Source organism: Acrocarpospora pleiomorpha (genome assembly GCF_009687885.1).
In the GTDB taxonomy this organism is placed as follows: domain Bacteria; phylum Actinomycetota; class Actinomycetes; order Streptosporangiales; family Streptosporangiaceae; genus Acrocarpospora; species Acrocarpospora pleiomorpha.
This window is the reverse complement of sequence record NZ_BLAF01000021.1, coordinates 45,615-68,191: the sequence shown is the minus strand read 5'-3', so window position 1 is coordinate 68,191 and position 22,577 is coordinate 45,615. Positions and strand designations below refer to the sequence as shown.

The following is a 22,577-nucleotide window of genomic DNA, read 5'->3' as shown; positions in this document are numbered from 1 at the left end:
CCGGATGGTTGCCTTGTTGCCTATCTGGTGCGGAAACCAGGAAACTCATCGGTCCGGCGTGGTGAGGCGGTGCCGCAGCAACACTGTCGCGATCGCGAGGAAGACCGCGGACATGACGCCCAGCATGGCCAGGTCGAAAAGCCACTGGCCGGTGGTGTGCCGCCACAGCGCGTCGGGGGCGGAGGGCCCCATTCCGCGCAGGTCGATTGAGGCGGCGGCCGCGGCCAAGCCCCAGCGAGCGGGGAGCAACGCGGCGAACACGCTCGCTACCGGCTCATCCGAGAGGTTCTTCGTGACCCCGTTGAACACGATCTGCGCGATGGTGATGAACGTGACCACATTGACGGCCTGCTTCAGCGTTTTCACCGCCGCGGAGATCAGCAGCCCGAGCGACATGGCCGTGATCGTCATCGCCCCGAGATCGCACCACAGTTCGACCGCGGGACTGAACATCACGGAGTGGACCGGACCTGGCCGTATCCGGGTGAACCCCCACACGATCACCAGTGCTTGCGCCATGGCGATCACCGCGTAGACCAGCCACTTGGACAGCGTGACCGATGCGGTCCGCACGCCGGTCCGATGCTCGCGGCGGAGGATCGGAAACTCGGTGACCAGGTCGCTGTAGGTCAACGCCTGTCCCGTCAGCATGCTGAACGTGACGAGCAGGTTCAGCGACCCGGCGCTGGCCGTCGCGCCCGCGCCCAGTCCCGCCGCGTCGCCCGCCAGCGCGGTGAGCACCGCGCCGCCGAACGGCACCGCCCACAGCCAGACGCGGCTCCATACGCTCCTGACCCAGTCGGAGATCGTCGGCGTCTCGCGGCTCCTGGTGGTGCCGCGGGCCGCCACGAGCGCGGCCTGCCTGGCGATCAGCACCGGCAGCTGATGGGCGAGCACCGCCGGCGCACCGCGCTTCCGGCGGACCAAGGCGGCGGCAGCGGAGCCCGCTCGGGCCTGCCGGGCCGCGGCACGGGCCGTCGCCGCCGAACTCGCCGCGTACGCGTCCGCCTTGGGCCGAGGGTCGGCCCGAATGCCGTCCATGACGTCGGCATGATCGGCTCCACCCAGCGCAGGGCACAATCCGTCCGGGGGCCCGGAATAGACGGGGCGTCCCTCCTCGGCCACCGCCAGCACCTGCTGGGCCATGGACAAATGGTTGGGCCAGTGCGTGATGATGATCACCGCGTGGTCCGCCGCCGCGTAGTCCCGCAGCGCCGCCATGACCTCGCGATCCAGACCGACGTCCAGTCCCGAGGTCGGCTCGTCCAGCATGAGCAGCGAAGGCTCCGCCAGCAGCTCCAGGGCGATGGACACACGTTTCCGCTGTCCGCCCGACAGCTGGCTGGGCGGCTTGTCGAGCTCCTTCTCGATGCGAAGCTGTCGGCAGACCTCGGCGATGCGCGCGTCCCGGCCCGCGCGTCCGGCGGCGCGGAGCCGGTAGGCGTAGCGCAGCAGGCTGCGGGTGCTCAACGTCATGTGCACGTCGTCATGCTGTGGCACGAAGCCGAGCTGCTCGCGGATCTGGTCGCTGTGCTTACGAAGATCCAGGCCGCGGAAGTAGACCTCCCCTGAGGAGATGGGCAGCTCTCCCAGCAGAGCCCAGAACAGCGACGTTTTCCCGGCTCCCGACGGCCCCACGATCGCCAGCAGGTCCCCGGCGTGCTGAACGAACGACATTCTCGTCAGCCGGGGCTTGTCCTTGAACTTGGCGTCCACCTCGGACACGACCAGGTCGCAGCGGCGCGCGGTCAGCGTGACATCGTCGGCGTCCCGCGCGGGCACCGCGCCCAGCGGGATCTCCCGCAAGGCGTCCCCGCCGTCCAGCAGCCAGTAGCGGAACGCACCCACATCGAAGTGCCCGCCTGGCCGCAAAAGTGCGTTCCGCGCGATCCGCCCATCGATGTAAGGCCCGTGACCATATCCGAGGCCACGCACGCGCACCCCGTCCGCCGCGCGCTCCAGCCGGAAGTGACGGAGCGCGAGCCCGGGGGTGGGGAGGACCTCGTCGGCGGGGGGAGCTGCGGACCCGAACACGGTCACCGGCCTGAGAGAGATCACGCGCCCGCGTAGCGTGACCTTTCCCGATCCAGGTCCGGCCGGGCCCGCAGCTGTGTGGGACGGGTCGTCATAGAGGGCGGGAGGGAGCGGAAACGCCCAGCTGGGCCGGTCCAGCCGGTCCTTCGTCATGGCGTCGTTGACCCACACGCCGTGCCGGTGCCAGCGCACCAGCGAACGGCGGTAGGCGGCTATGCGCATGCTCGTGTGTTCGTAGATCCGCAAAGCCCTCATCTGGGCGGCGCCGAGGCCCCGGCCGTTGCCCTGGCCGGGGTCCTCATCCCACGCCGCGAGCAGGTGGAGGTGCTCGTGGTGGAACGCGTCCTGCGCGCGATGGACCAGCATGTCCATGTGTCCTGTGCTGACCGGGCGGAGGGGAGCGCCCTGCGGAGGGCGGGCGGGAATGCCCGCCCGGCCATCCCGCCACCCCTGATACCAATCAGACATCCGGGCGAACGGCCCATAGCCGATCGTCGGCATCCGGCGCGGGATCATCAGGGCTCGCAGACCAGTTCGGCGATGACCTTGCGGTTCTGCTCGGCCGCGGCGGACAGCATCTCGCCGTTGGGCCCGTGGTCCTCCTGGAAGTCGGGGAAATGGGTGCCCACACCCGTTGAGGAGATCCTCTCCCTGGGCACGCCCATGTCGACGAGGGCGTTCTCCACCGCTTTCGCGCGAGCATATGAGAGCTGGATCCGGCCGGCTTCGGTACCGAAGTTGGCCGACGTTCCCGTGAGGCGAAGATGCTGCCGAGGGTCGCTGAGAAGAGCCGCGGCCAGCTCCTTCAAGGTGGCCCTGGCACCCCTCGGATTCCGGAACACATCCTGGTCCGGCAGGAAGCCGACATTGTTGCTGTCCGCCAGATCGACCGTGGAACACGTGGGCGGCTGGGTCGGCGGAGGCGGCAGAGGTGGCGGATTGACCACGCTGACCGATGGGACTCCAGCCCGCGCGTCCAACGTCGTGGCCTGGGAATCGACGTCTACGCAAGCGCCTCCCGCTTTCGCGATCCCCCGCCAGAGAGCCACGATGTTGGATCGGTACGCCTCGAGTTTGGCTTGCGGGAGGGCAGTGTCGCCCAAGCCGGAGAACAGCACCTGGCGTCCCCTGGCGTCAGGCAACAATTTGAGTTGCTTGACGTAATCCACCAGATCAGCCGGCTCTATGGTCAGCATGCCATCCCCCCGGAAATCGAGCGGCTCCACGGTTTGCACACCTGAATCGACCACGATGACCGTGCCTTTCGCGGGCACCGCACGCACACCCAGCCGGAACGCCGATAAAACGTCGGCCTCGGGCTGCACCGCGCCCACCGGCTCCCACGGGGAAGGGGGCGTGCCACCAGGCAGCAGCACCGAGCGGATATCCCCTAGGAAACGGTTTGACTCGTCCTTGCGGCCCTCGTCATTTTGGGCGATGTGTTTGAGCTGTTTCTTGAAGACGACCCTCGGGTTTCCATCGATCCGTACGATTGTGACGAGCTGACCGTTGTCCGCGGCAGCGGAGACGAGTTCTTGCGCTTTCTCGGGTAACTGTGGCGCGGGGCTGTTGGCCCGAGCTCCGATAACTAGGGCGACCGGCGCGTTTTTGTTGTAGGCGCACTGATAGCCGGCGGCCTCCGGGTTGGGGGAAGCCACACTTTGCGTGCAACTGGTAGCCACCATCGATATGGCGGCCACTGCCAGCAGCTGAGGCGTCTTCATTTCCCTTTTCCCCTTGTCACGGGCCGGTGGGGGGACGGTTCTGGAACAGAGATCCGGTGACCACCGGATCTTGCGCGCGGATCGCCACGAGCAGCTTGGCCAGCTCTTTGAGCTGCCGCCCGTAGGCACGGCGCGACTCCAGGGCCTGCTCGTAGATCGCCAGGCTGGCCGCCTGCTGCGTGCCGATGGCCAGCATTCGCTCATTGGCCAGCGCGAGACTGGCCGCTGAACTCGCGGCCTCCCGCGTACGCCTGCGCCGGGCCCGCAGCGTCTCGCGCGCGTCCGCGCGGTAAGGATTGTGGGTCAGGTAGGCGCCAATGATCGCGACGATTCCGGTGACCAGGTAGAGCGCCAAGAAGAACACGGCGCTCGCGACAGCGGTGTCGTGATCTGAGTCGGTCGTTGGCGCGGTGTCCAGCAACAGGGGAGAGCTCCCGGCCGTCTGCGGCACCCAGAGCCGCACGAGGAACGCGGTCAGGCCAAGCCCCGCCCAGGCCATCAGGCAGAAGTACGCGGCCATCCGCCTGGCTATCGGGTTCCTCGCCTTGACCTCGCGGAACAGGACCCCGGCCATGTGGGTGACGAACAGCGCCATCGCGATGAACCCGGTGACGAGGATGCCCGCCTGCCAGTCCGTCAGCTCCGGCTGCGCGCGCTCCACGACAGGGAGGAACTGCCCGAGATCGGCCAGCGCGGCAAGGAAGATGGCGATCAAGTAGCGGAGAGTCGCCTGTGAACGGCCCGCGAGCAGGGCGGGATCCTCGTAGCCCGTGCCCCGCCGGGGCGGGCGTTCGGGAAATCTGCTGGGGAGCATTCCCCGCTCCGGCTCGCCTGGATTCGGCGGGTCTGTCGTCATTCTCGATCTCCTTTCAGCGATCTGAAGCGCCGTCGCCGAGCAGGCGGCGCACGACGATTTCGGTCGCCTGGTTTATCTGCTGGAGGTTCCGCACGTTGTGTTCGTGAATTGCGCTCCACCACGCGAGATCGGCCACCGCGGCGCCTGCCTTGTCGAGCGCTGCGGATTGTCCGAGATAGAGCTGGTAGCTGACCTGGAGTTCGGTGATCAGCTGGTCGGTCAACGCGTCGATGAAGGTGTCGAAGATTGGGCCGATGCCCTCGTCCACCCCATCCGGGGCCAGGCTCTCGATGAGTTTCGCGAGGTAGGTGTGCAGGCTGGCCGCATCGATGGGGGGAGCCTGGAACAGCGGCACTTCCTGCGAGCCGGCACCGGGCTTGGAGCGACGGCCCCAGCTGAACCATCCAGGCTTGCGCCACCAGGAAGCCGCACGCCGACGCGGCTTTGTTTGGCTCAGTGAGACTTCCATCAAATCACCCTCTTCTCGACCGCTCGCTGCGGTTCCAGCACCCAGCTGGGCACTTCGGGCGGTGGGGGACGGTAGTAATTCAGCGCGGCGCCGTACGGATGAGACCTGGTCAGATAGAGCCAGTAGACGTTCTCGCGTGTTCGCGCGTGCGCGTAAATACGGAGGAGGCGCAGCTGATATGCCTCCTGGCAGGTTCTGATCTGCTCCGCCAGCCGCCGAATTTTGCCGCGCGATTTATTCAGACTCCGGCGCACCTCGTTGAAAGGCCCCTGAGCTTTCTTCAGTTCGTTCGCGAGCTCTCGCTGCCGACGCCGGACGATGAGTTCATCGGGCAGCCTGTTCTCGCCGACTCGGCGCGGGGGAAACACGCCCAGCGCGATGTCGTCAGTCAGGATCTCGATCCGCTTTCTGATGAAGTTGAGCTGAGACTCGAGGAAGGCCTCTTTCGCCACGGCCTCTTCGATTTCCCCCTGGATTTCGGCGAGATCTTCCCGGAGCTTGTCGCAGCGAATCTGGCAGGCGATCCACTCGTTGGTGGCCCGCTCGTCAGCACGGGAACGCAGATAGCCGATCCAGAATGTGCGCAGGTCGAAGTCTCCGGCAGGCCCGCAGTCGGAGCCATTCACAGAGGCGGCGTCCACGAGGATGTGCAGGTCGGCCGGGCTTTCGATTCTGGTGATCGGAGCCGTGCTTTCCGGCTCGGCGTCATCCCGAGCACCGCTTTCCGGTTCGGCGTCGTTCTCCGTGTCTTCGTGGACCACGTCATGAGATTCCGCAGGGTCAGTGTTCGTGTTGTCAGGTCCCGCGCCGCCGGTGTCCTCACGCTGCCCCGCCTGATCGTCCGCGCTCAGGCCGGTGCCGAGTTGCTGCCTGTCGTAGGGCGGATCGACTTCGGCCGTCTCCGGAGCGCCGAGCTCGATACCGGGAGCGGGCCACGCGGTCGGCCCCACGCGAATATGCCGCGGGTCGGGCAGCATCGGGGTTTCGAGCTCTCCGTCCCGGCGTCCGTTGAGCATGTCGAGCAACCGCGCCATGGGCCCGTAGAACCCAGGCCCCTTGAGCTTGCTCAGGTAGGGATGCGTCACAGGTCCACTCCCCAGGTGAGGTCACGTCAGCCCCGCCGGGCCGCACATCCGCGGACGGTCCGGCGTCGTACTTGAGCCCCACACTGAGATGGCCGTGAGCTGGAGGTCCAGGTCCAACGGGCAACTATGGACAGCACAGGACAAGCTCAGGACAAGACCGGACACGGATAGCCCTGCCACGCGGAAGACGGGCATCTTGGTCGCGCACCGGCGTACATTCCCGGGGAGATCCGCGACCGGTGACGCGGTATCGAGCACACTGGTGGGGTGCCTGAGCTGGTCATCGTCCGCAACCCGGACCCTGAGTCACGCCTGCCGTACCTGATCCGGTTGCCGCTGGGCGACGGGTTGTTCCTGCGGGCGGGTGGGACATGGCCTCGGGAGAAGGCGATCTACTGCTTCCCCGTCGAGCCAACGGAGTGGCCGGAGGAGCCGGAGGTGGTCGAGCGGGTGCCGGTTCGCTCGTGTGTACGGCGGGGCGCGGCGATCGATCTGGTCTTGGATCGGGCGAGGGAGAACCGATCGCAGATCGTCTTCACCAAGGCACGCGGCCGGGATGCGATCTTCTGGCAGACCGCCCGGGTCCGCAAACAGGCCCGGCCCAACGTCTCGACACCGACTGCCCGCGCCGCGGGCATCACCGCGCTGCCCATCGTCGTGGACAGCGGCGAACGCTATGCCTACAAGTTCCCCCGCCAGCAGGTCGAGCTGGTCAAACGGCGGCTGGCCTGCGGCGACTACGGCGTCGAGGCTGGCGGACGGCTGACTGCGGCGGTCGAGCGCAAGAGCCTGAACGACCTGGTGTCATCCCTGCTCAACACCCGCCTGAAGTACCAGCTGACCGAGCTCGCCGCACTCCCGCACGCGGCGGTGGTGATCGAAGACCGCTACAGCCAGGTGTTCAAACTGGAGCACGTCCGCCCATCGGTGGTCGCCGACGGGATCGCCGAACTGCAGGTGGCCTTTCCTGGCGTGCCAATCGTGTTCTGCGAAACCCGGCAGCTGGCCGAGGAGTGGACCTACCGGTTCCTGGCCGCCGCCTACGCGGCCACCGACCATCCTCCGGCTGCGGAAACCGCGGCACCGGCACAGGAACCGTCCACTGCCGATGTCCGCGTCTGGGCCCGCACCCATGGCCTGGAGGTGCCCGACAAAGGACGACTCGGCCCGGCGATCTGGGCGGCCTACCGGGACGCTCACCCTTGAGCCCGAACCTCCGCAGTGAATCTCCGGGCAGAGCGAAGCCCGCTATCCGGCCTCATACAAGCGCGTCGACCGGATAACGCGTCCGCTTGGTTTCGGTGATCAGGCGACGATGGAACTCGTTCAGGACGAGGGCATTTCCGGCATGGCGACTGATGATCGCGGCGAGTGCCGGCGCGACGCCCTCATGGTTGGCGTCGTCCGCGATCCACCCGCGAAGGAACGCCTCGTGGCGCGTCTCTTCGCGCACACCGCCAGGGAGGTGGAAGCGGAGCAGATGGTTCGCCGTGTAGTGGCGATCGTAGGTGAGATGGCAGTTGAGGAATTCGGTCTCGTCCGTGGAAAGGTCGAACTGGGAGCTCAGGGCGAGTCCGAAGTCCGCGAAGTAGAGCAGTCGCCCGTCGGTGAGCACGTTCTGGAAATGGGCGTCGAAATGAACCAGCCCGCGGGAGCTCATGAAGGTGGTTCCCCGCGCTAGGGCCTCGTGTGCCCACACCTGTGCTGCGACGTCCGCGCCGTGGCGGTCGGCCAGCCATGCCGCCAACGTTTGCGGGAGATATTCCAGGAACAGCACGAGGCTGAGCGAGGACCGGCCGATGGCCTCCAGCCGTTCGCGTACGGCCGGTGAGCCCTCCCAGTACGCGACGGCTCCATCGATGCCGCCGAACTCGTCGGCGAATCCTTCGGGAGGGGAATCCGGTATGACCCGCCAGTGGTACATCAGCGGAAAGCCTTCGTACTCGTTCGCGAGAACCCAGTTGGTGGTCATGACGTGAACAGCCAGCTCGCGCCAGGCCCCGAACCCGGCCGACCCGACCCCGTACTGGTAGAAAGTCGGCAGACCGAAGACATTGGCTGTCGATCGCGTGTTCCCCGGCCGCGTCTCGACGTCCGTCAGGGGAACACGCTTGACGAATACCCGGGTCCCATGAACGTCCAGTTCCGCTGACCGGCCACCGATGCCGGACCCCGGAGAGGTTGCCGCGGCCACGAGATCACCGAGCTTGCGATCACTCAGCATGGCCAGTCGCGTGGACACAGACCCGTATGCGAGCAGGCGTGCCGCGTGCAGCGGATCCGGGTGGTGCATCTATGCCTCCTGGTTGTCGCGGCACGTGGTCCTGCCAGGCTCGCCTGGCCTATCCATGGACTCACGCTCCCTGGCTCCCGTTTCGTCGAGCCCGGAGAGTATCCAGAAGAAGACCACGCGGTGCCGCCGCGCCGATGCTGGAGGGCTACGCCTGCCTCGGCTTCGTCGCGGGACAGACCCGCAACCTCCGCCTCGGCCTGCTGGTCTCCGGCGTCACCTACCGTCACCCCGGTCTGCTCGCCAAGATCGTCACCACGCTCGACGTGCTCTCCGGCGGCCGCGCGATGTTCGGTATCGGAGCGGCCTGGTACGACCGCGAGCACGAAGGTCTCGGCGTGCCGTACCCGCCGCTGGCGGAGAGGTTCGAACGGCTGGAAGAGACAATCCAGATCGTGCGGCAGATGTGGAGCGAGAACGACGGGCCTTACGACGGTGCCCACTACCGACTGGCTGAGACCATCAACGTCCCTCAGCCGCTGCAGCGGCCCCGGCCTCCGATCCTCATCGGCGGGGCCGGCGAGAAGAAGACCCTTCGGCTGGTCGCGAAGTACGCCGACGCGTGCAACATCTTCGCGATGGGACCCGAGGTCGTGAAAAGCAAGCTCGACGTGCTCGCCCAGCACTGCGAAATTGAGGGCCGCGACTACTCGACCATCCAGAAGACCATCCTCGGCGGTCCCGACCCCCTCGCCGACACTGACGCGTTCCTGGCCGAGATGGAACGCTATGCCGCGATCGGCATTGACCACGTCCAGCTCGCGCCGCAGACCCCCGACCCCGTGGGGTTCGCCGCGCGACTCGGAGACCGCGTTATCCCCCGTCTGGCCGGCATCACAGCCTGACGCGGTCCTCCCGGGGGTCGCCGACCCGCGGGGGTGTGTCCCTCAGCCAAGAGCCTGTGTTCCGATGACGGACAGGAGGTCCAGCTTGTCGTGGCTCTCGCTGCCGGGAATGGCGGTGTAGACGAGTAGCGAGTGGGCTTGGCCGGGGTCGACCAGTCGTTGGCACGTCAGTTCCAGGGCTCCGACTTCGGGGTGGACGAAGTGCTTGACCTCATGGGGGCGTATCCCGATCTCGTGGGCGTCCCATACTCGCCGGAACTCCTCGCTACGGGCGAGGAGTAGGTCCGCGAGATGCGCGGCTCGGGATTCGGGGCCGCGGAGGGTGACGATCTCGCGCAGCCCCGAGGCGTACATCCGGGTGAGGAACGGATGTTCTTCCGGCGCGTAGAGCTGCCGGGCGGCTGGATCGGTGAACCACCGGTACCCCGTGCTGCGGGCGGGTCCGGTGTACTTGGTCGTGTCGCCGGTGAGCGCGATGCCCATCGGGGTCTGCCGCAGGGTCTCGCCGAGTTCGGTGACGATTTCCGCGGGAGTGTCGTTCAGGCGGTCGAGAATGCGCAGCAGGCCGGGGCTGATGTGCTCGGTGGCTCCGCCGCGGGCGGGCGGGTTGTGTCCCGCGAGGCGGAACAGATGGTCTCGTTCGTCGAGCGAGAGGTGCAGGCCCTGGGCCATCGAGGCGAGCATCTGGCTCGACGGCTGTGGTCCGCGTTCCCGCTCGAGGCGGGAGTAATAGTCAGTCGACATATGGCACAGTGCCGCGACCTCCTCGCGACGTAGCCCGTTGGTCCTCCTACGGGGACCGCGTGGGAGGCCCACGTCTTCAGGCTGCAGCGCTTCTCGACGACTTCGGAGGAACTCCGCCAGCCCTGCGCGATCGATCATGGCCTTCCCTCTTCTCGCGATGCTGCTCCGTTTCTACCGTCCGTGCCCGACGGCAACCACGGATCGCTGGTCCCACCCTCCGGTTTAAGGGGGCCGCCCGAACCGTGGATCAGAAGTCCCTGGATGACCCCAGCGGCGCAGGAGACCGTGGATTCACCGACGAAAGAGGAGCAGAACAGTGCCACGCAGAACAATCGACATCACGGTTCCGAACCTGTCCGGAAAGCGTGCGATCGTCACAGGCGCGAGCGACGGGATGGGCCTGGTGATGGCCACGCGACTGGCCGCGGCCGGCGCGGAGGTGATCATGCCTGTCCGCAACCTCGGCAAGGGCGAGAGCGCGATCGCGGAGATCCGGGCGAGAGTGCCGAACGCGAAGGTCTCGCTGCGCAACCTCGACCTCTCCTCCTTGGAATCGGTCGCCGCCCTTGGCGAGACCCTCCGCGCGGAGGGTCAGCCCATCCACGTCCTCATCAACAACGCCGGCGTGATGACCCCCCCGAACCGGCAGCGGACCGCCGATGGATTCGAGCTGCAGTTCGGCACCAACCACCTCGGGCACTTCGCGCTCGTCGGCTGCCTCCTTCCGCTCCTGAGCGCGGGACACGCCCGCGTGACCTCACAGATCAGCATCGCAGCCAGGCAGGGCACCGTGAACTGGGATGACCTGAACTGGGAACGCGGCTATCACGGCCGGCGGGCCTACAGCCAGTCCAAGATCGCGTTCGGGCTGTTCGGCCTGGAACTGGACCGCCGCAGCAGGACCAATGGCTGGGGCATCACGAGCAACCTTTCCCACCCCGGCGTGGCCCCGACCAGCCTCCTCGCCGCCCGCCCGGAGCTCGGTCGCAGCACGGACACGCCTCAGGTTCGCCTGATCCGCGCGCTCTCGGCCCGCGGGATCCTCCTCGGCACCGTCGAGACCGCAGCCCTGCCGGCACTTCTGGCCGCGACGGCGCCCGACGCGAGAGGCAGCGCGCTCTACGGGCCCACCGGTCCCGGCAACCTCGGTGGCCCGCCCGCCGAGCACCGGACCTACTCCCCCCTGCGCAGCACCGAGGACGCCTCGCGCATCTGGCAGATCTCGGAGCAACTCACCAAGACCGCGATCCCGACCGCCTGACCACCGCCGCGGCGTTTCCCCCCGTACGAACGAGCGCAGGAGCAATCATGAATTCTTCCCTGCGGCAGCGCCGAAAGCCACGGAGCCCGTGGTGGGTGGTCTTCGGCGGTGGCGTCGCCAACGCCGTCGGACCCAACACCATGTTCCTGGCCACCCTGGGCCTGTTCGTGCTGCCGATCGTGGAGGAGACGGGATTCAGCCGCACGACCGTCACCGGGGCCTACTCTGTCGCCGCGGTCGGGATGGCGATCGGGCTGGTGATCGTCGGGCAACTCGTCGATCGCTTCGCCGCGCGGTACATCCTCGTGCCGGCGTTCCTGCTGTTCTCGGTCTCGCTCGCGCTCATCGGGCTGATGCCACCGATCGCTCAGTTCCACGTCATTCCCTGCTTCTTCGTCGGCTTCTTCGGGGCCGGGACGGCCGTTCCCGTCGCCAGGGCGGTGGTGACATGGTTCGACACAACCGGGCCCTCGCAGTCGGGGTGGTGACGGCCATTCTGAGCCTGGGCGCGGCCGTGGCCCCGCTGCTGGCCGGCGCGCTCATCGACAATGTCGGATGGCGAGGCGCGTACGGAGTGATGGCGCTCGTCTCCGCATGCTCGCCCCCATCGTCGGCCTGCTCTTCCTGCACCCGCCCTTCCCCGCCGCCGTCATAGCGGTGGCTTCCATCGGCGTGGCCTTCGGTATCGAAGGCGACCTGCTCGCCGTCCTCATCAGCCGCTATTTGGGCACCCGCTACTTCGGGAGAATCCTCGGGGCGGTGCAAGCCGCGTTCCTTCTCGGCACCGCGTTCGGACCGCTCCTTCTCGGACTGGCATACGATCTGCTGGGCTCGTACGACCCGGTCATCCCGGTGCTCATGGGAACACTCGTGGTCGGCGCGATCCTCATCGGATCGCTGGGCCGCTATACCTATCCGGCAGTCAGCGGCTTCGACAGGCTCGCCGCGCAGGACGAGCTGGCCGCATCCGGGGTGCTGAGCGACATTGCCGAGACCGAGGATGACGACGGCTCGACACGGAGGGGCGAGCATCCGCACCCGGTCCGTTGACGCTTCCCCGGCGAACACCGGGGGATCGTTCGCAGCGGGATGACGGCCTCATCGCTGTCGTCGGGGACTCGGCACACGTCTGCGGGGCGCAGGAAGAGCATGGCACGCTCGTGCCGGGGTGAACGGCAGGATTCGATGCCGTGGTGCTCACCTGGCAGCGATGTCGGAGGGATGGACGGCCAGTGGCGTGACCGTCATGGTCATGTATGGAAACAGGGGCAGGCCCCAGAGGATGTCGTGGAGCTGTGCGTTGCTCTCGACCTCGAAGACCGAGAGGTTGGCGTACTCGCCGACGCAGCGCCAGATGCTGCGCCAGTGGCCCGATCGTTGCCACTGCTGCGAGTACGCCTTCTCCCGAGCCAGCAGATCGGCGCGCTCCGCGGGATCCATCTCCGCTGGCAGCGCGACGTCCATGCGGACCGCGAACAGCTCGGTCACGCGGGGTCCAGCGGGAAGGCGTAGGTGACTTCGTTGCCCGACGCGGTAGCTGTCGGGTGCAGGATCAGCTCAGGCTTGACAGCCTGCGCCACGTCGTCTTCGACGTACTCGCCGCCGGCGAAGTACAGCTGAGTGGTGATCGGCGCCTTGCCCGCGGCGCTGACCTTGAGATGCAGGTGGGCGGGCCTCCACGGGTGCCAGCCCGCGGCGGCGATCAGGCGCCCGCAGGCTCCGTCCGTCGGGATCTGGTAGGGCGCGGGCTGGATGGTGTGGAAGGTGTACCGGCCGTCGGTGCCGGTGCGGATCTGGGCGCGCAGGTTCCACTCGGGGATGCCGGGGGCGAACTGGGAGTAGAAGCCGGCGTCATCGGCATGCCAGAGCTCGACGAGCGCGTTCTCGATTGGTGCGCCGTCGAGGTCGGTCACGGTGCCCTGGAAGAGCAGCGGGGTGCCTTTCTCATCCCCGCGCATCGGCACGGTGGCCTCGCTGGGGAACTCTGGAGCGTCGGGGATGTAGTAGGGGCCCTCGATGGTGCCGACGGCGCCCTGGCGGTCGGCGTTAGCCACTTCTTCCACAACGTGCTCGATGAAGACGTCGAGGAACAAGGGCCATTCGCCGGTCTCGCCGACGTCGATCAGCCACGCCTTGAGCGCGTCGTACTCGGTATAGGTGACCTGGTGACGACGGATGACCTCGTGCAGCGCGGCGAGGGCGTCAGTGGCGATGGCCGACACACGGGCGTGGTCGGCCGGCTCGGTCGTCCGCTGCTTGCGGGCGAACGAGGCCGTGGCGTTGCGGCCGGAGCCTGCGGCGGTGGCTTTGTCTTCGGTGACGGTCATGGTGTTCTCCTGAGACGTCGCTGCGGTTCGGGATGCGTGTGGTCGCTCAGACGGTGTGGTCGCTCAGACGTTGTCGGTTCGGTACTGCGCGAGCTTGTCGGGGTCGATGGCGATTCCGATGCCCGGACCGGACCGCGCGGTCAGCTCGCCGTCGCTGATCTCCAGCGGTTCGGTGAGCAGGTCGTCGGCCATGTCCAGGAAGTTGGACAGCTCCCCGGCGCGGCGAGAGCTGTGTCGATGCGCGGCGCCGAAGGCGACGCTGCAGGCTGTGCCGACCTGACCGTCGATCTGGTTGCCCATCACGATCTCGGCGCCGAGGCCTTCACACTGGTGCAGGATCCGCTGTGAGGTGCTGAAGCCGGTCCGGGCGGTTTTGATGCTGATCATTGTGGCGGCGCCGTCGAGCAGTTCACGGGTGACCTGGCCCGGGTTCACGGCACTCTCGTCCGCGACGGTCGGGATGGTGGTCCGTGCCGTGAGCCAGCGTCGGCCGAGGACGTCGTCGGCCGGGCAGAGCTCCTCGGACAGGGTCAGGTCCAGATCGGCCATCGCGGTCAGCGCTCGCGCCGCCTCGGCCGGCGTCCAGCCCCGGTTCCCGTCGACGTACAGCTCGACGTCGGGGCCCAGGGCGTTGCGCAGCGCCCGGCACGCACCTACGTCGAGGGAGACGGGTCGGCGGCCGACCTTCACCTTGAACGTGGTGATCCCGTAGGTGTCGCGGACCCGTTCGGCGTCGGCCACCATCGCCTCGTCAGAGGCGAACCCGACCATGTGCGAGACCCGCAGCCGGTCGGTGTACCCACCGAGCATCTCGGTGACCGAGAGGTCCAATGTCTTGCCCATGGCGTCCCAGCAGGCCATGTCGATGGCGGCCTTGGCCGTCGGGTTGCCGACGGTGCGCTCCAGCCGTGCGTACCTGACCTCCCGTCCGAGCAGTGGAAGCCCGACGAGCTCCGGCGCGAAAATCTTCGCGATCACGGCGACGATCGAGTCCTGTGTCTCGCCATAGGTGTACGGCCGGGGCGGGGCTTCCGCGACACCGATGACTCCGTCGTCGGTGTGCACCCTGACCAGCACGTGGTCGGCGGTACGAACTTCGCCTGACGCGAAGCGCAGTGGCTTGCGGTACGGGATGACGAAGGGGATCGCCTCGATTGCGACGATCTTCACCAGAACCTCCGAGAGGGGCGAGCGGGGAGATGCCGATCTCCTCGGTCACGAACTTGCCGAGCGGCAACCGGCCATGCGGGTAGAGATCGATGGAGGTGGGGAAGTGAAGTTCTCCCGGTGGATCATGCGGGGCGCCATCCGCCGACGCTTGAACGCCTTCACCCCGGCCTCGACCATCGGCGGCGGCCCGCACAACCAGCCCGACCAGCCACGGGCACTGGCGACATCCTCGACGAACAGGTCCGTCGGGAAGCCGGTGCGGTGCGACGAGCCCTCGGTTGCCGGTTCGTGGGACAGCACCGGCACGAACCTGAAGCCGGAGTAGGTCTCGACGAGCTCGGCCATCACGTCGAGGTCGTAGAGGTCGGCTGCGCCGCGGACGCCGTGGTACAGCAGGACTTCCCGGTTCGGGTCGCGCGCCAGCGCGGTGCGGGCGAGCCCGATCAGTGGAGCGAGGCCGGTCCCGCCGCCGATCAGCACCATCGGGCCGCCGTCGTCCTCGTCCGGCGAGGGAAGGCAGAAGTCGCCGAGCGGCCCGGTGACTCGCACCCGATCTGCGACGGCAAGGCCGTCGAAGATCCACTGCTCGGTCGCCGCTCCCCCCGGGACCAGGCGCACGTGCAACTCCAGCACCTTGTCCTCCGCCGAGGTGTTGACCAACGAGTACTGCCGCCGCACCTCCGTACCGGGCACAGTGAGTTCGACGTACTGACCGGCGTTGAAGGCGAGCGGTTCAGGCAGGCCGAGCCGCAGCCTGCGGGTGTCGCGGGCGATGTCCTCGATCTCACGGACGGTGGCGGTGAGGTCGCGGAGTGGGTGGGTGGCTCGGCCGGCCGCGCCCCCGGTGCTCTCGACGACGACGTTCGAGCGGAGCCGGGCCTGGCAGGCCAGCGCTAAGCCGGCCGTCCGCTCCTCGTCCGTCAGGGTGTCCGCGGGCGAGTCGCGATGATCGACGTCACCGCTGACCACCCGCAGCTTGCAGGTGCCGCACGTGCCCTGGTTGCAGGAGTTCGGCATCCAGACGCCGGCGCGGAGGAAGGCGTCGAGCATCGACTGGCCCTCCCCGCACGGCACGTCCCGGTCGCCGACGGTCGCGGTGAAGGTCATCTCAGACCTCCCAGGTAACGTGCAGCGTCGTCGGGCCGCGGAAGCCCCAGCCCCAGAACTCGACGCCCGAAGCGGTGTCCCGCTCGAGGTTCGGGATCGCCTCGAACAGCTCTTCCAGAGCGATGCGCATGACATGGTTGGCGAAGTAGATGCCGGCGCAGGCGTGGTTGCCGGCGCCGAAGGCCAGGTGCGGCAGCGGGGGCCGGTGCATGTTGTACCGGGTCGGCGCCTCGTAGACGCCGATGTCGTGGTTCGCCGAGCCGTAGGAAAGGATCACCGGAGTACCGGCAGGCAGGTCGACCCCGGCCAAAGTGACCGGCTTCGTCGAGATGCGGGCGGTCGCCGACCAGATCGGCGAGGTCCAGCGCATGCCCTCGGAGATGGCCCGGGGGATCAGCGCCGGGTCGTCGACGACCTGCTCCAGCTGGTCGGGTTCGCTGAACAGCCCGACCAGGGTGGAGGCCATGCCGTGACCCGGCTCCTGCATCGCGCCGAGGAGGTACACGTAGATCGTCGGGTAGATGTACTCGCGGTCGCGCGTCTTCCCCGGCGGCATCCCGTCGTGCAGCCAATGCGAGATCGCGGTGTCAGCGGGCTCGGCGATCCACTTGTCGATCAGCGGGTCGACCGCGGCCTGGATCTCGGCCTTCGCTTCGTCACCTTCGACGAAGCCCTGCGGGTTGGCGAACTCACCGTCCTTGGTCATCGCCGCGTTGGTGAAGGAACGGCTGAGCTTGGCGAACCATTCGCGCAGCTTGTCCGAGTCGATGCTCTGCAGTCCGAGCAGATCACCGAGGGAACGGACACTGACCGGCTCGCAATACTGGGCGACCAGTTCGGCGCGGCCGTCGTCTTCGAACTTCGCCAGGTAACCGCGGGCGATCGGCCGGACCAGCTCCTCGATCCAGCGGTCCACCTCGACCGGCTGCAGGGCGGGTTCGACCATCGAACGCAGGTCGGCGTGGATGTCGCCGTTGACGCCGATGATCGCCGGGTGGCCGAAGGTGCGACCGCCGGCCGGCGTGATGACGGCCTCGAAGTCCGGGCTCGTGGCGATCTCACGGCAGATCTCCGCAGTGGCGGCAACGTACGACCCGAGCACGGGCACATACGCGAGGGGGGCCTCGGCGCGCAGCCGCTCGTAGGCTTCGTACGGATTCCGCTCAAGCTGAGCCATGGTGACGTCGTTCAGCCAGGAAAGATCCGGGGTGGTGGTGTCGCTCGCCGTCATTGACGCGGCCTCCTTCGGGACTTCGTCCGGGTTGGACAGAAGGTAGGTCCGACGGATCCGGCCGACGACACGATAAGCGCGGCCCCGGTACGGATTGCGCGACGAATCCGACCTATCGTCCCTGACCAGTTAGCATGCGTTCATGTCCGCGCGCCGTGGTGCGACGCCCCGGGACTGGGAGCGAGTCTCGAGGTTGGTGGCAGACGCCTACTTCCCGCACCAGCTCACCCTGCTCGGTGGGCACGAGCCACGGCTGACGCTGCGGACGCTGGATCTTGGCCCGGTGCTGATCGGGTACGTCGGGTGGGGCGCCGACGTCGCGGTCGCCTGCGGCTACCCGGGTGCCTACGAGGTCAACCTGCCGTTGACAGGTCACCTCGAAAGCCGTGGCCGGCACGGCACCGTGACGTCAGTGCCCGGCCAGGCAACGGTCTTCCGAGCGGACATCTCATCGCTGATCAGCCATTGGGATGCGACGTGCACGGTGCTCGGTGTCAAGTTCAACCGAGACTGGCTGGACCGCGAGGCCGAGCGGATTCTCGGCGCCGAGCCGGTTCGTGTCTTCGGAGTGCTGCCGGATCAGCTACGCCTCGACCACGGAGCCGGCCGGGACTGGCAGCACCTGATCACGGGCCTTTTGTCCCACATGCGGAATTGCCACCTGTTCAGCGACCAGCCGATCGTCCAGGAGCAGTTGGCCGGAGCGGTGTCAGCCGGATTCCTCCTCGCCGGCTGCCCAGACCTCGGCCATGGTCCGGTGCCCCGTCCCCGCGCGATTTCCCGAGTCGTGGACGCCGTCCGCACGGATCCTGCCAGGGCCTGGACCGCCGCCGAGATGGCGACTGTCGCCGGCACCACCGTCCGCAGGTTGCAGGAAGGCTTCCGGGAATGGGTCGGGTGCACGCCGATGCAGCATCTCGTCGGTGTCCGACTACAGCGGGCCCACGCCGACCTTGAAGCGCATCCGGAGCTGTCTGTCAGCCAGGTCGCCGCCCGGTGGGGATTCTCCAGCGCGAGCAGATTCGCCGCGGCTTTCCGGCGGCGCTACGGCCGCCCGCCGTCGCAGGCCCGTTGAGCTGCGCGACCCTGTACCGCTGAGCCCGTCAAAGTCGCGCGGCCCCGTACACGACGTATTCGCGCACCCCCGCTTTGCGGGGGTCGCTGGAGAAGCGCCCGCTCCGGGCATCCCGCCCCGGCGGGAGGATCCGCCTCCCGGCCTGGACGCGCGGTACGGCGTGCACGTCGGAGAACCCCACTTCGTCTAGGAGCTGCGCGAGCCCGGCCGCGAGGTCGAAGATCCGTCCGGCGCGTACCGAGTTGGCCACGGAATAGACGACGAGCCCGCCGGGGGCGACCACGCGGGAGACCTCGGCGAGATGGGTTCGCAGATTCTGCACGTAGGCGCGGAGCATCGTCGAGGTCATCAGGGCACACGGCCGGGTACGCCTGTCCGACCTCGTGGACCTGCTGGGCGTGACCGAGCCGACGATCCGCAAGGACCTCAGCGAGCTGCACAACCGCCGCCTGCTCCGCCGTACCCACGGCGGAGCGATCGCCGTCGAGCCTCGCCTCGAACGAACCCTGCACGACCGCGGCGGACAACACCGCGAAGCCAAGCAGAAGATCGCGCGGGCCTGCCGCGACGAAATCGCCCGCGGCGAGTCCGTCTTCCTCGACTCAGGCACCACCGTGCAATGGATCGCCGAAGGGCTCGACCGCCCCGACATCAACATCCTCACCAACGCCCTCGGCGTCGCCAATGCCGTCGCCGACCGCCCCGGCGTCCGGCACACCCTGCTCGGCGGAACGATCCGCCTTCTCGGCGGCTCACTCGTCGGCCCCATCGCGCTAGAAACCCTGAGCCGATTCACCGTCGACATCGCCTTCATCGGTACCAGCGGGCTCACCGAGGAGGGCATCAGCGTCGCCGACGTCGCCGAAGCACAGATCAAGCGGACCGTCATCGACCGCGCGCGCCGCGTCGTCATCCCGATGGACAGCAGCAAGTTCGGCACCGCCGACTTCGTGACCGTCTGTGACCTGGACCCCATCGACATGATCATCACCGAGCGGGCGACCGACGATGTCGCCCGCTGGTGCCATGCGCACGGCGTCGACCTGCGCGTGGCCGACTGAGGTTCCGGAAGGCGGTCATTCCGCCAGGCGTTCCCGGGCCGCCTCCCACTGCGCCATCTCGATGTCGTCGGAAGGCTCCTCCCCGTACCACCCCGTCTCGGCCAGCCAGGTTTCCAGCCAGTGGGTCAGGCTGTCGGCGTCCACGTACCAGGCGTGGTGCCAGTCGTCCTCGATGCCGTTCGGTTCGAACAGCAGGACGGGCACGTCGGGGTCGCGGCAGTCGGCGGCGGCGTACATGCCGCAGCCCCAGTCCAGCAGGGGAAGAACCTGCGCCGGCCAGGAGATCCGGCGTTCGTGGTGGTACGAACTCACCGCCGTCCGGCCGTCTCCCACCAGGGGCAGCACGTGGTAGGCAGGCCCGAAACCTCCGTTTGCCACGTCCGTGTAAAGCCGCACCAGCATCGGCGGAAGCGAGAAACCCAGCGAACGCTCCGCCTCGGCGACCTCGGCAGCGGTCACGCCACGCGGCGGCCGATCCCTGGCCGCTTTGGTGGCCACCCGAGCGAACAGCGCGTCCACGACACGATCATCGCCCATGTCGCCATGCGTAAGATGCATAAAGTGATCATGGCCTATGCGGGCCTGTAGTTTGCGGCATTCGTCCAGGATTGCCGGGCCGCCGCGCCCGTGGATGGCACCGCCCACCCCGCCGCCGCCCAGGAGCGAGGAGTTGGCCGTGTCCGCGTGCTCGTTGGTGATGTCACCTTTGACCACACGCATCCGCATATGCCGAGTCTGGCAGGCGTACCGCGCTGCCCGCTCTCCTCGGCAATGGCGTCAGGCAGCACTCGCATCGGTGCAGCCACCCTCACATCCCAGCCGCCCTGAACTCCGGCTGCGCTCCGGCTATGGGGCGACTACGATCACGACCTTGCCTCGGCCGTGACCGGTCTCAAGATCGCGGTGGGCGTTCGCCACGTCCTCCAGACGGTAGCGGGCCCGGGAGGCGACGGAGAGTTCTCCGCGCTCGAAGTGGGCCGCGCGCGCAGGTACTCGTGGTTGGCCGGGCTCGCGGTGCCGATGACAGTGGAAACACCCCGAGGACGAGCGAGCTGCACGGCAAAGGCGCCCAATCCTCCGGCGGCCGCATTGATGAGCACGGTGTCGCCCTTGGTCACCTTCATCTGGTTGAGCGCGTTCCTCGCCCCTTGCGCGTGCCCGGAGAACCCGCCGGCGACCTCCCACGGCATGGTCGCGGGCTTGCGGACGACCTGATCGACGGGGACGACGATGGGCTCGGCGTAGGCGCCGAGGGTGCTGAAACCGAGGACGGGCTCGCCCACGGTGAGACCGGTGACGTCCTCGCCGACCTGCTCGATGGTGCCGGCGAACTCGTTCCCCGGCACCATCGGAAAGTCGCCGGTGAGGGCGCGAGGGAATTCCCCGGCTCGGACGCCATGTCTGCGGGTCAGGACTCATGGGTTGTCGGCTTGAGGTGCTGGCGACTGAGGTTGGCAAGTTCCGTCGCTGCAGCATGGATCTCGGAGGTGTCGTGTCCTTGCAGGGCCTGCTTCAGGCGCGCTACCGATGCGCGGATCCTCGCTTCGCCGTCCCGGTCGTGCTCGTGTTGGCTGAGAAATCGCTCGGTTGAATACACGAGGCTGTCGGCGTTGTTCCGTACTTCGACGGCATGGAGTCGTTGTCGGTCGCGTTGGGCGTAGATCCGCGCGTCTTCGGTTGCCTTGAAACACTCGTCCGGTGAGGCTGAAACGACGCATCGATCGAGCATGACCTGCTGCTTCTTTCTGGTCGCGAGGTTTATGGCCGACACTTCCAGCTCGTAATTGGCGTCTACGGAGAAAGTGACCTCGATTTGCGGCACGCCGCGCGGAGCGGGTTCGATTCCGGTCAGTTCGGCGGTGGCCAGCAGCTTGTTGTCGGCCGCGATTTTCCGCTCGCCCTGGAAAAGCTGGATGTTTACAGATGGCTGGTTGTCCTCGGCAGTCGTGAATATCTCAGATCGCTTGACGGGAATGATGGTGTTCGCATCGATCAGGCTGGTGAACACTCCGCCTCTGGTCTCGATACCAAGGGAAAGGGGAATGACGGCCAGCAGTTCGGCGCCCTTGACGTCGCCGGACATTGTTGCGGCGTGGAGGGCCGCCCCCAGGGCGACGGCTTCGCCGGGGTCGACGTCGCCGCGTGGTTGTTTGCCGGTCAGTGTCCAGAGGAGCCCGCGGATGGCGGGCATTCGAGCCGAGCCTCCCGCGAGCACGACGTCGGTGATGTCGGGTTTTGTGATCCCGGCGTCGCGGATGACCGCATGGATCAAGGCAGCGCATCGGTCGAGGAGATCTGTGCTCAGGCGGTGCAACCTCTCCTGTGTCAAGCTGCCCCAAAGATGTAGTGGATTGTCATGCTTTGTTGTGATGTGGAGCTCATTGAGCGGTACTTCTGTGCTGCTGGAGAGGCTGATCTTCGCCCGTTCTGCGACGAGGCGTAAGCGCCGGAGGGCAGGCATGTCCCCGACGAGGTCCACGCCGTATCGGTGGCCGAGCCAGCCGATGAGGTCGTTCACGACGCGCTCGTCCCACGCGTGGCCGCCGAAGGCGTCATCGCGTCGGCACGCACGCGTTTCCAGGAAGCCATTCTCGGCTTGCGGTGCCGGGTGGACGATCGAGACTTCCAGAGATGTGCCGCCCAGGTCGAAGACCAGGACCGTGCGGTGGCTGGCCGCCGGAAGGCGGTACCCCAATACGGCGGCTGTCGGTGTGTTGACGAGGCGCAGGAGGTTGAGCTCAGCCAGGGCGCAAGCCTCCTCCAGCGGTCGTCGCAGGTTCGACCGGCTGCCGGCCGGGATGGCGAGCACGACGTTGGTGACCGGCGCTCCAAGGAATGCCTCGGCGTCGAGTTTCAGGCGCCGGAGCAGGAACCCGCACAGCTGTTGGGCAGTGAATTGCTCACCTTTAACGCCGAAACTCCATCCGTTTCCTAATTCTCTAATAAAAGAGCGCGTAGTCCGATTTATGTCATCGGGTGGGTGGCGGAGCGCGTCCTCGCCCACGAGAACATCGCCGGTGGCCGCGATAGTGATGATTGAGGGCGTGGATCGTGAGCCGTGCCGGTTGTGAATGATCATTGCTTGGTCGTCCTCGTGGGCGGCCGCGCGCGAGTTGGTTGTGCCCAGGCCAATGCCAATGGACCGGGAGCGGGTCATGTGTCATACCTCAGTTCACTCATGATTTGATCAAAGGTGATCTGGTAGCAGAATTTCGTACTGTTTTCCTGATTTCTGACGATCAGGAACGATATCCGTTAGTCTCCCGCTGTAGTTGGCTTTCTAGTGACATGGCGGATC

The 22,577-nt window shown here is 67.3% G+C and carries 22 protein-coding genes and 3 pseudogenes; 7 read left to right on the top strand and 18 right to left on the bottom strand.

The genetic code is table 11. The features are described 5' to 3' along the window. Positions 1-45: 45 nt before the first annotated feature. From Aple_RS19990 to Aple_RS19975, 5 genes are all read right to left on the bottom strand, one after another. Positions 46-2,406 carry an ATP-binding cassette domain-containing protein gene (locus Aple_RS19990; protein ID WP_170321575.1) on the bottom strand — a complete coding sequence of 787 codons (2,361 nt, stop codon included), beginning with the start codon at positions 2,404-2,406 and terminating at the stop codon, positions 46-48. Positions 2,407-2,549: 143 nt separating this feature from the next. Beyond that, a complete protein-coding gene (locus tag Aple_RS19985; protein WP_170321574.1) occupies positions 2,550-3,758 on the bottom strand; it encodes an OmpA family protein in 1,209 nt (402 codons plus the stop codon). A gap of 16 nt (positions 3,759-3,774) precedes the next feature. Continuing rightward, positions 3,775-4,614: a hypothetical protein gene (locus Aple_RS52125; RefSeq protein WP_170321573.1), complete on the bottom strand. Its 840-nt coding sequence runs from the start codon at positions 4,612-4,614 to the stop codon at positions 3,775-3,777. Between the two features lie 13 nt (positions 4,615-4,627). Continuing rightward, entirely contained in the window at positions 4,628-5,083 is a 456-nt protein-coding gene (locus Aple_RS19980; protein ID WP_155346150.1) for a hypothetical protein, read from the bottom strand. Next, the gene (locus Aple_RS19975) at positions 5,083-6,168 is read right to left on the bottom strand and encodes a hypothetical protein (RefSeq protein WP_155346149.1); all 1,086 of its coding nucleotides are present in this window, start codon (positions 6,166-6,168) and stop codon (positions 5,083-5,085) included. Before Aple_RS19975 ends, Aple_RS19980 begins: the two co-directional genes overlap by 1 nt. A gap of 267 nt (positions 6,169-6,435) precedes the next feature. Here Aple_RS19975 and Aple_RS19970 point away from each other — a divergent pair, with 267 nt between their 5' ends. Further along, on the top strand, positions 6,436-7,374 hold the full coding sequence (locus Aple_RS19970; RefSeq protein ID WP_155346148.1) for an ERCC4 domain-containing protein: 939 nt from the start codon (positions 6,436-6,438) through the stop codon (positions 7,372-7,374). Between the two features lie 52 nt (positions 7,375-7,426). On the opposite strand, the gene Aple_RS19965 is transcribed toward Aple_RS19970, so the two are convergent. Continuing rightward, positions 7,427-8,461, bottom strand: coding sequence for a protein kinase family protein (locus Aple_RS19965; protein WP_155346147.1), 1,035 nt, complete (start codon positions 8,459-8,461; stop codon positions 7,427-7,429). A 134-nt stretch (positions 8,462-8,595) separates the two neighbouring features. On the opposite strand from Aple_RS19965, the gene Aple_RS19960 reads away from it, so the two are divergent. Beyond that, a complete protein-coding gene (locus Aple_RS19960) occupies positions 8,596-9,303 on the top strand; it encodes a TIGR03560 family F420-dependent LLM class oxidoreductase (protein ID WP_246264645.1) in 708 nt (235 codons plus the stop codon). Positions 9,304-9,345: 42 nt separating this feature from the next. Here the strand turns inward: Aple_RS19960 and Aple_RS19955 are convergent, their stop codons facing one another. Then, positions 9,346-10,185: a helix-turn-helix transcriptional regulator gene (locus Aple_RS19955; RefSeq protein ID WP_155346145.1), complete on the bottom strand. Its 840-nt coding sequence runs from the start codon at positions 10,183-10,185 to the stop codon at positions 9,346-9,348. 178 nt (positions 10,186-10,363) lie between these two features. On the opposite strand from Aple_RS19955, the gene Aple_RS19950 reads away from it, so the two are divergent. The 3 genes and pseudogenes from Aple_RS19950 to Aple_RS54540 all read left to right on the top strand — a co-directional run bounded on the left by Aple_RS19950 (position 10,364) and on the right by Aple_RS54540 (position 12,358). Continuing rightward, on the top strand, positions 10,364-11,308 hold the full coding sequence (locus Aple_RS19950) for an SDR family oxidoreductase (protein ID WP_155346144.1): 945 nt from the start codon (positions 10,364-10,366) through the stop codon (positions 11,306-11,308). A 47-nt stretch (positions 11,309-11,355) separates the two neighbouring features. Further along, positions 11,356-11,963, top strand: a pseudogene (locus Aple_RS54550) (MFS transporter). Next, positions 11,903-12,358, top strand: a complete 456-nt coding sequence (locus tag Aple_RS54540) for an MFS transporter (RefSeq protein WP_246264639.1) — start codon at positions 11,903-11,905, stop codon at positions 12,356-12,358. Before Aple_RS54550 ends, Aple_RS54540 begins: the two are co-directional and overlap by 61 nt. A gap of 147 nt (positions 12,359-12,505) precedes the next feature. Here Aple_RS54540 and catC read toward each other — a convergent pair whose 3' ends face one another. From catC to Aple_RS19920, 5 genes are all read right to left on the bottom strand, one after another. Then, positions 12,506-12,796, bottom strand: a complete 291-nt coding sequence (gene catC, locus Aple_RS19940) for a muconolactone Delta-isomerase (RefSeq protein ID WP_246264637.1) — start codon at positions 12,794-12,796, stop codon at positions 12,506-12,508. Beyond that, on the bottom strand, positions 12,793-13,635 hold the full coding sequence (catA, locus tag Aple_RS19935; protein WP_155346143.1) for a catechol 1,2-dioxygenase: 843 nt from the start codon (positions 13,633-13,635) through the stop codon (positions 12,793-12,795). The genes catC and catA overlap by 4 nt, the downstream gene beginning before the upstream one ends. Positions 13,636-13,698: 63 nt before the next feature. Further along, positions 13,699-14,805, bottom strand: coding sequence for a mandelate racemase/muconate lactonizing enzyme family protein (locus Aple_RS19930; RefSeq protein WP_155346142.1), 1,107 nt, complete (start codon positions 14,803-14,805; stop codon positions 13,699-13,701). A gap of 45 nt (positions 14,806-14,850) precedes the next feature. Beyond that, complete coding sequence (locus Aple_RS19925) at positions 14,851-15,912, bottom strand: 2Fe-2S iron-sulfur cluster-binding protein (RefSeq protein ID WP_155346141.1); 1,062 nt, start codon at positions 15,910-15,912, stop codon at positions 14,851-14,853. 1 nt (position 15,913) lies between these two features. Beyond that, positions 15,914-17,143, bottom strand: a complete 1,230-nt coding sequence (locus Aple_RS19920; RefSeq protein WP_155346140.1) for a cytochrome P450 — start codon at positions 17,141-17,143, stop codon at positions 15,914-15,916. A 142-nt stretch (positions 17,144-17,285) separates the two neighbouring features. On the opposite strand from Aple_RS19920, the gene Aple_RS19915 reads away from it, so the two are divergent. Next, positions 17,286-18,218 carry a helix-turn-helix transcriptional regulator gene (locus Aple_RS19915; RefSeq protein WP_155346139.1) on the top strand — a complete coding sequence of 311 codons (933 nt, stop codon included), beginning with the start codon at positions 17,286-17,288 and terminating at the stop codon, positions 18,216-18,218. 28 nt (positions 18,219-18,246) lie between these two features. On the opposite strand, the gene Aple_RS19910 is transcribed toward Aple_RS19915, so the two are convergent. Then, positions 18,247-18,567 carry a hypothetical protein gene (locus Aple_RS19910; protein ID WP_155346138.1) on the bottom strand — a complete coding sequence of 107 codons (321 nt, stop codon included), beginning with the start codon at positions 18,565-18,567 and terminating at the stop codon, positions 18,247-18,249. A 34-nt stretch (positions 18,568-18,601) separates the two neighbouring features. Here Aple_RS19910 and Aple_RS19905 point away from each other — a divergent pair, with 34 nt between their 5' ends. Next, entirely contained in the window at positions 18,602-19,279 is a 678-nt protein-coding gene (locus Aple_RS19905) for a DeoR/GlpR family DNA-binding transcription regulator (protein WP_246264636.1), read from the top strand. Between the two features lie 15 nt (positions 19,280-19,294). Here Aple_RS19905 and Aple_RS19900 read toward each other — a convergent pair whose 3' ends face one another. The 5 genes and pseudogenes from Aple_RS19900 to Aple_RS19885 form a co-directional block, all read right to left on the bottom strand. Beyond that, on the bottom strand, positions 19,295-19,816 hold the full coding sequence (locus Aple_RS19900) for an SMI1/KNR4 family protein (RefSeq protein ID WP_155346226.1): 522 nt from the start codon (positions 19,814-19,816) through the stop codon (positions 19,295-19,297). A 42-nt stretch (positions 19,817-19,858) separates the two neighbouring features. Next, positions 19,859-20,005: pseudogene (locus tag Aple_RS19895) on the bottom strand (macro domain-containing protein); the annotation flags it as partial. A gap of 120 nt (positions 20,006-20,125) precedes the next feature. Continuing rightward, positions 20,126-20,464, bottom strand: a complete 339-nt coding sequence (locus tag Aple_RS19890; protein WP_373869603.1) for a zinc-binding dehydrogenase — start codon at positions 20,462-20,464, stop codon at positions 20,126-20,128. Between the two features lie 23 nt (positions 20,465-20,487). After that, positions 20,488-20,691: pseudogene (locus Aple_RS56325) on the bottom strand (alcohol dehydrogenase catalytic domain-containing protein); the annotation flags it as partial. After that, a complete protein-coding gene (locus Aple_RS19885; protein WP_155346135.1) occupies positions 20,688-22,436 on the bottom strand; it encodes an Hsp70 family protein in 1,749 nt (582 codons plus the stop codon). The pseudogene Aple_RS56325 and the gene Aple_RS19885, both read right to left, overlap by 4 nt. Positions 22,437-22,577: the final 141 nt, after the last annotated feature.

What these genes read in the sequence shown, in the direction of transcription:
- Aple_RS19960 (WP_246264645.1), top strand. Translation starts at nt 8,596, where the DNA reads ATGCTGGAGGGCTACGCCTGCCTCGGCTTCGTCGCGGGACAGACCCGC.
- Aple_RS52125 (WP_170321573.1), bottom strand. Translation starts at nt 4,614, where the DNA reads ATGACGACAGACCCGCCGAATCCAGGCGAGCCGGAGCGGGGAATGCTC.
- Aple_RS19915 (WP_155346139.1), top strand. Translation starts at nt 17,286, where the DNA reads ATGTCCGCGCGCCGTGGTGCGACGCCCCGGGACTGGGAGCGAGTCTCG.
- Aple_RS19920 (WP_155346140.1), bottom strand. Translation starts at nt 17,143, where the DNA reads ATGACGGCGAGCGACACCACCACCCCGGATCTTTCCTGGCTGAACGAC.
- catA (WP_155346143.1), bottom strand. Translation starts at nt 13,635, where the DNA reads ATGACCGTCACCGAAGACAAAGCCACCGCCGCAGGCTCCGGCCGCAAC.
- Aple_RS19955 (WP_155346145.1), bottom strand. Translation starts at nt 10,185, where the DNA reads ATGATCGATCGCGCAGGGCTGGCGGAGTTCCTCCGAAGTCGTCGAGAA.
- Aple_RS19925 (WP_155346141.1), bottom strand. Translation starts at nt 15,912, where the DNA reads ATGACCTTCACCGCGACCGTCGGCGACCGGGACGTGCCGTGCGGGGAG.
- Aple_RS19990 (WP_170321575.1), bottom strand. Translation starts at nt 2,406, where the DNA reads ATGGACATGCTGGTCCATCGCGCGCAGGACGCGTTCCACCACGAGCAC.
- Aple_RS19900 (WP_155346226.1), bottom strand. Translation starts at nt 19,816, where the DNA reads ATGGGCGATGATCGTGTCGTGGACGCGCTGTTCGCTCGGGTGGCCACC.
- Aple_RS19985 (WP_170321574.1), bottom strand. Translation starts at nt 3,758, where the DNA reads ATGAAGACGCCTCAGCTGCTGGCAGTGGCCGCCATATCGATGGTGGCT.
- Aple_RS19885 (WP_155346135.1), bottom strand. Translation starts at nt 22,436, where the DNA reads ATGACCCGCTCCCGGTCCATTGGCATTGGCCTGGGCACAACCAACTCG.
- Aple_RS54540 (WP_246264639.1), top strand. Translation starts at nt 11,903, where the DNA reads ATGCTCGCCCCCATCGTCGGCCTGCTCTTCCTGCACCCGCCCTTCCCC.
- Aple_RS19980 (WP_155346150.1), bottom strand. Translation starts at nt 5,083, where the DNA reads ATGGAAGTCTCACTGAGCCAAACAAAGCCGCGTCGGCGTGCGGCTTCC.
- Aple_RS19965 (WP_155346147.1), bottom strand. Translation starts at nt 8,461, where the DNA reads ATGCACCACCCGGATCCGCTGCACGCGGCACGCCTGCTCGCATACGGG.
- Aple_RS19910 (WP_155346138.1), bottom strand. Translation starts at nt 18,567, where the DNA reads ATGACCTCGACGATGCTCCGCGCCTACGTGCAGAATCTGCGAACCCAT.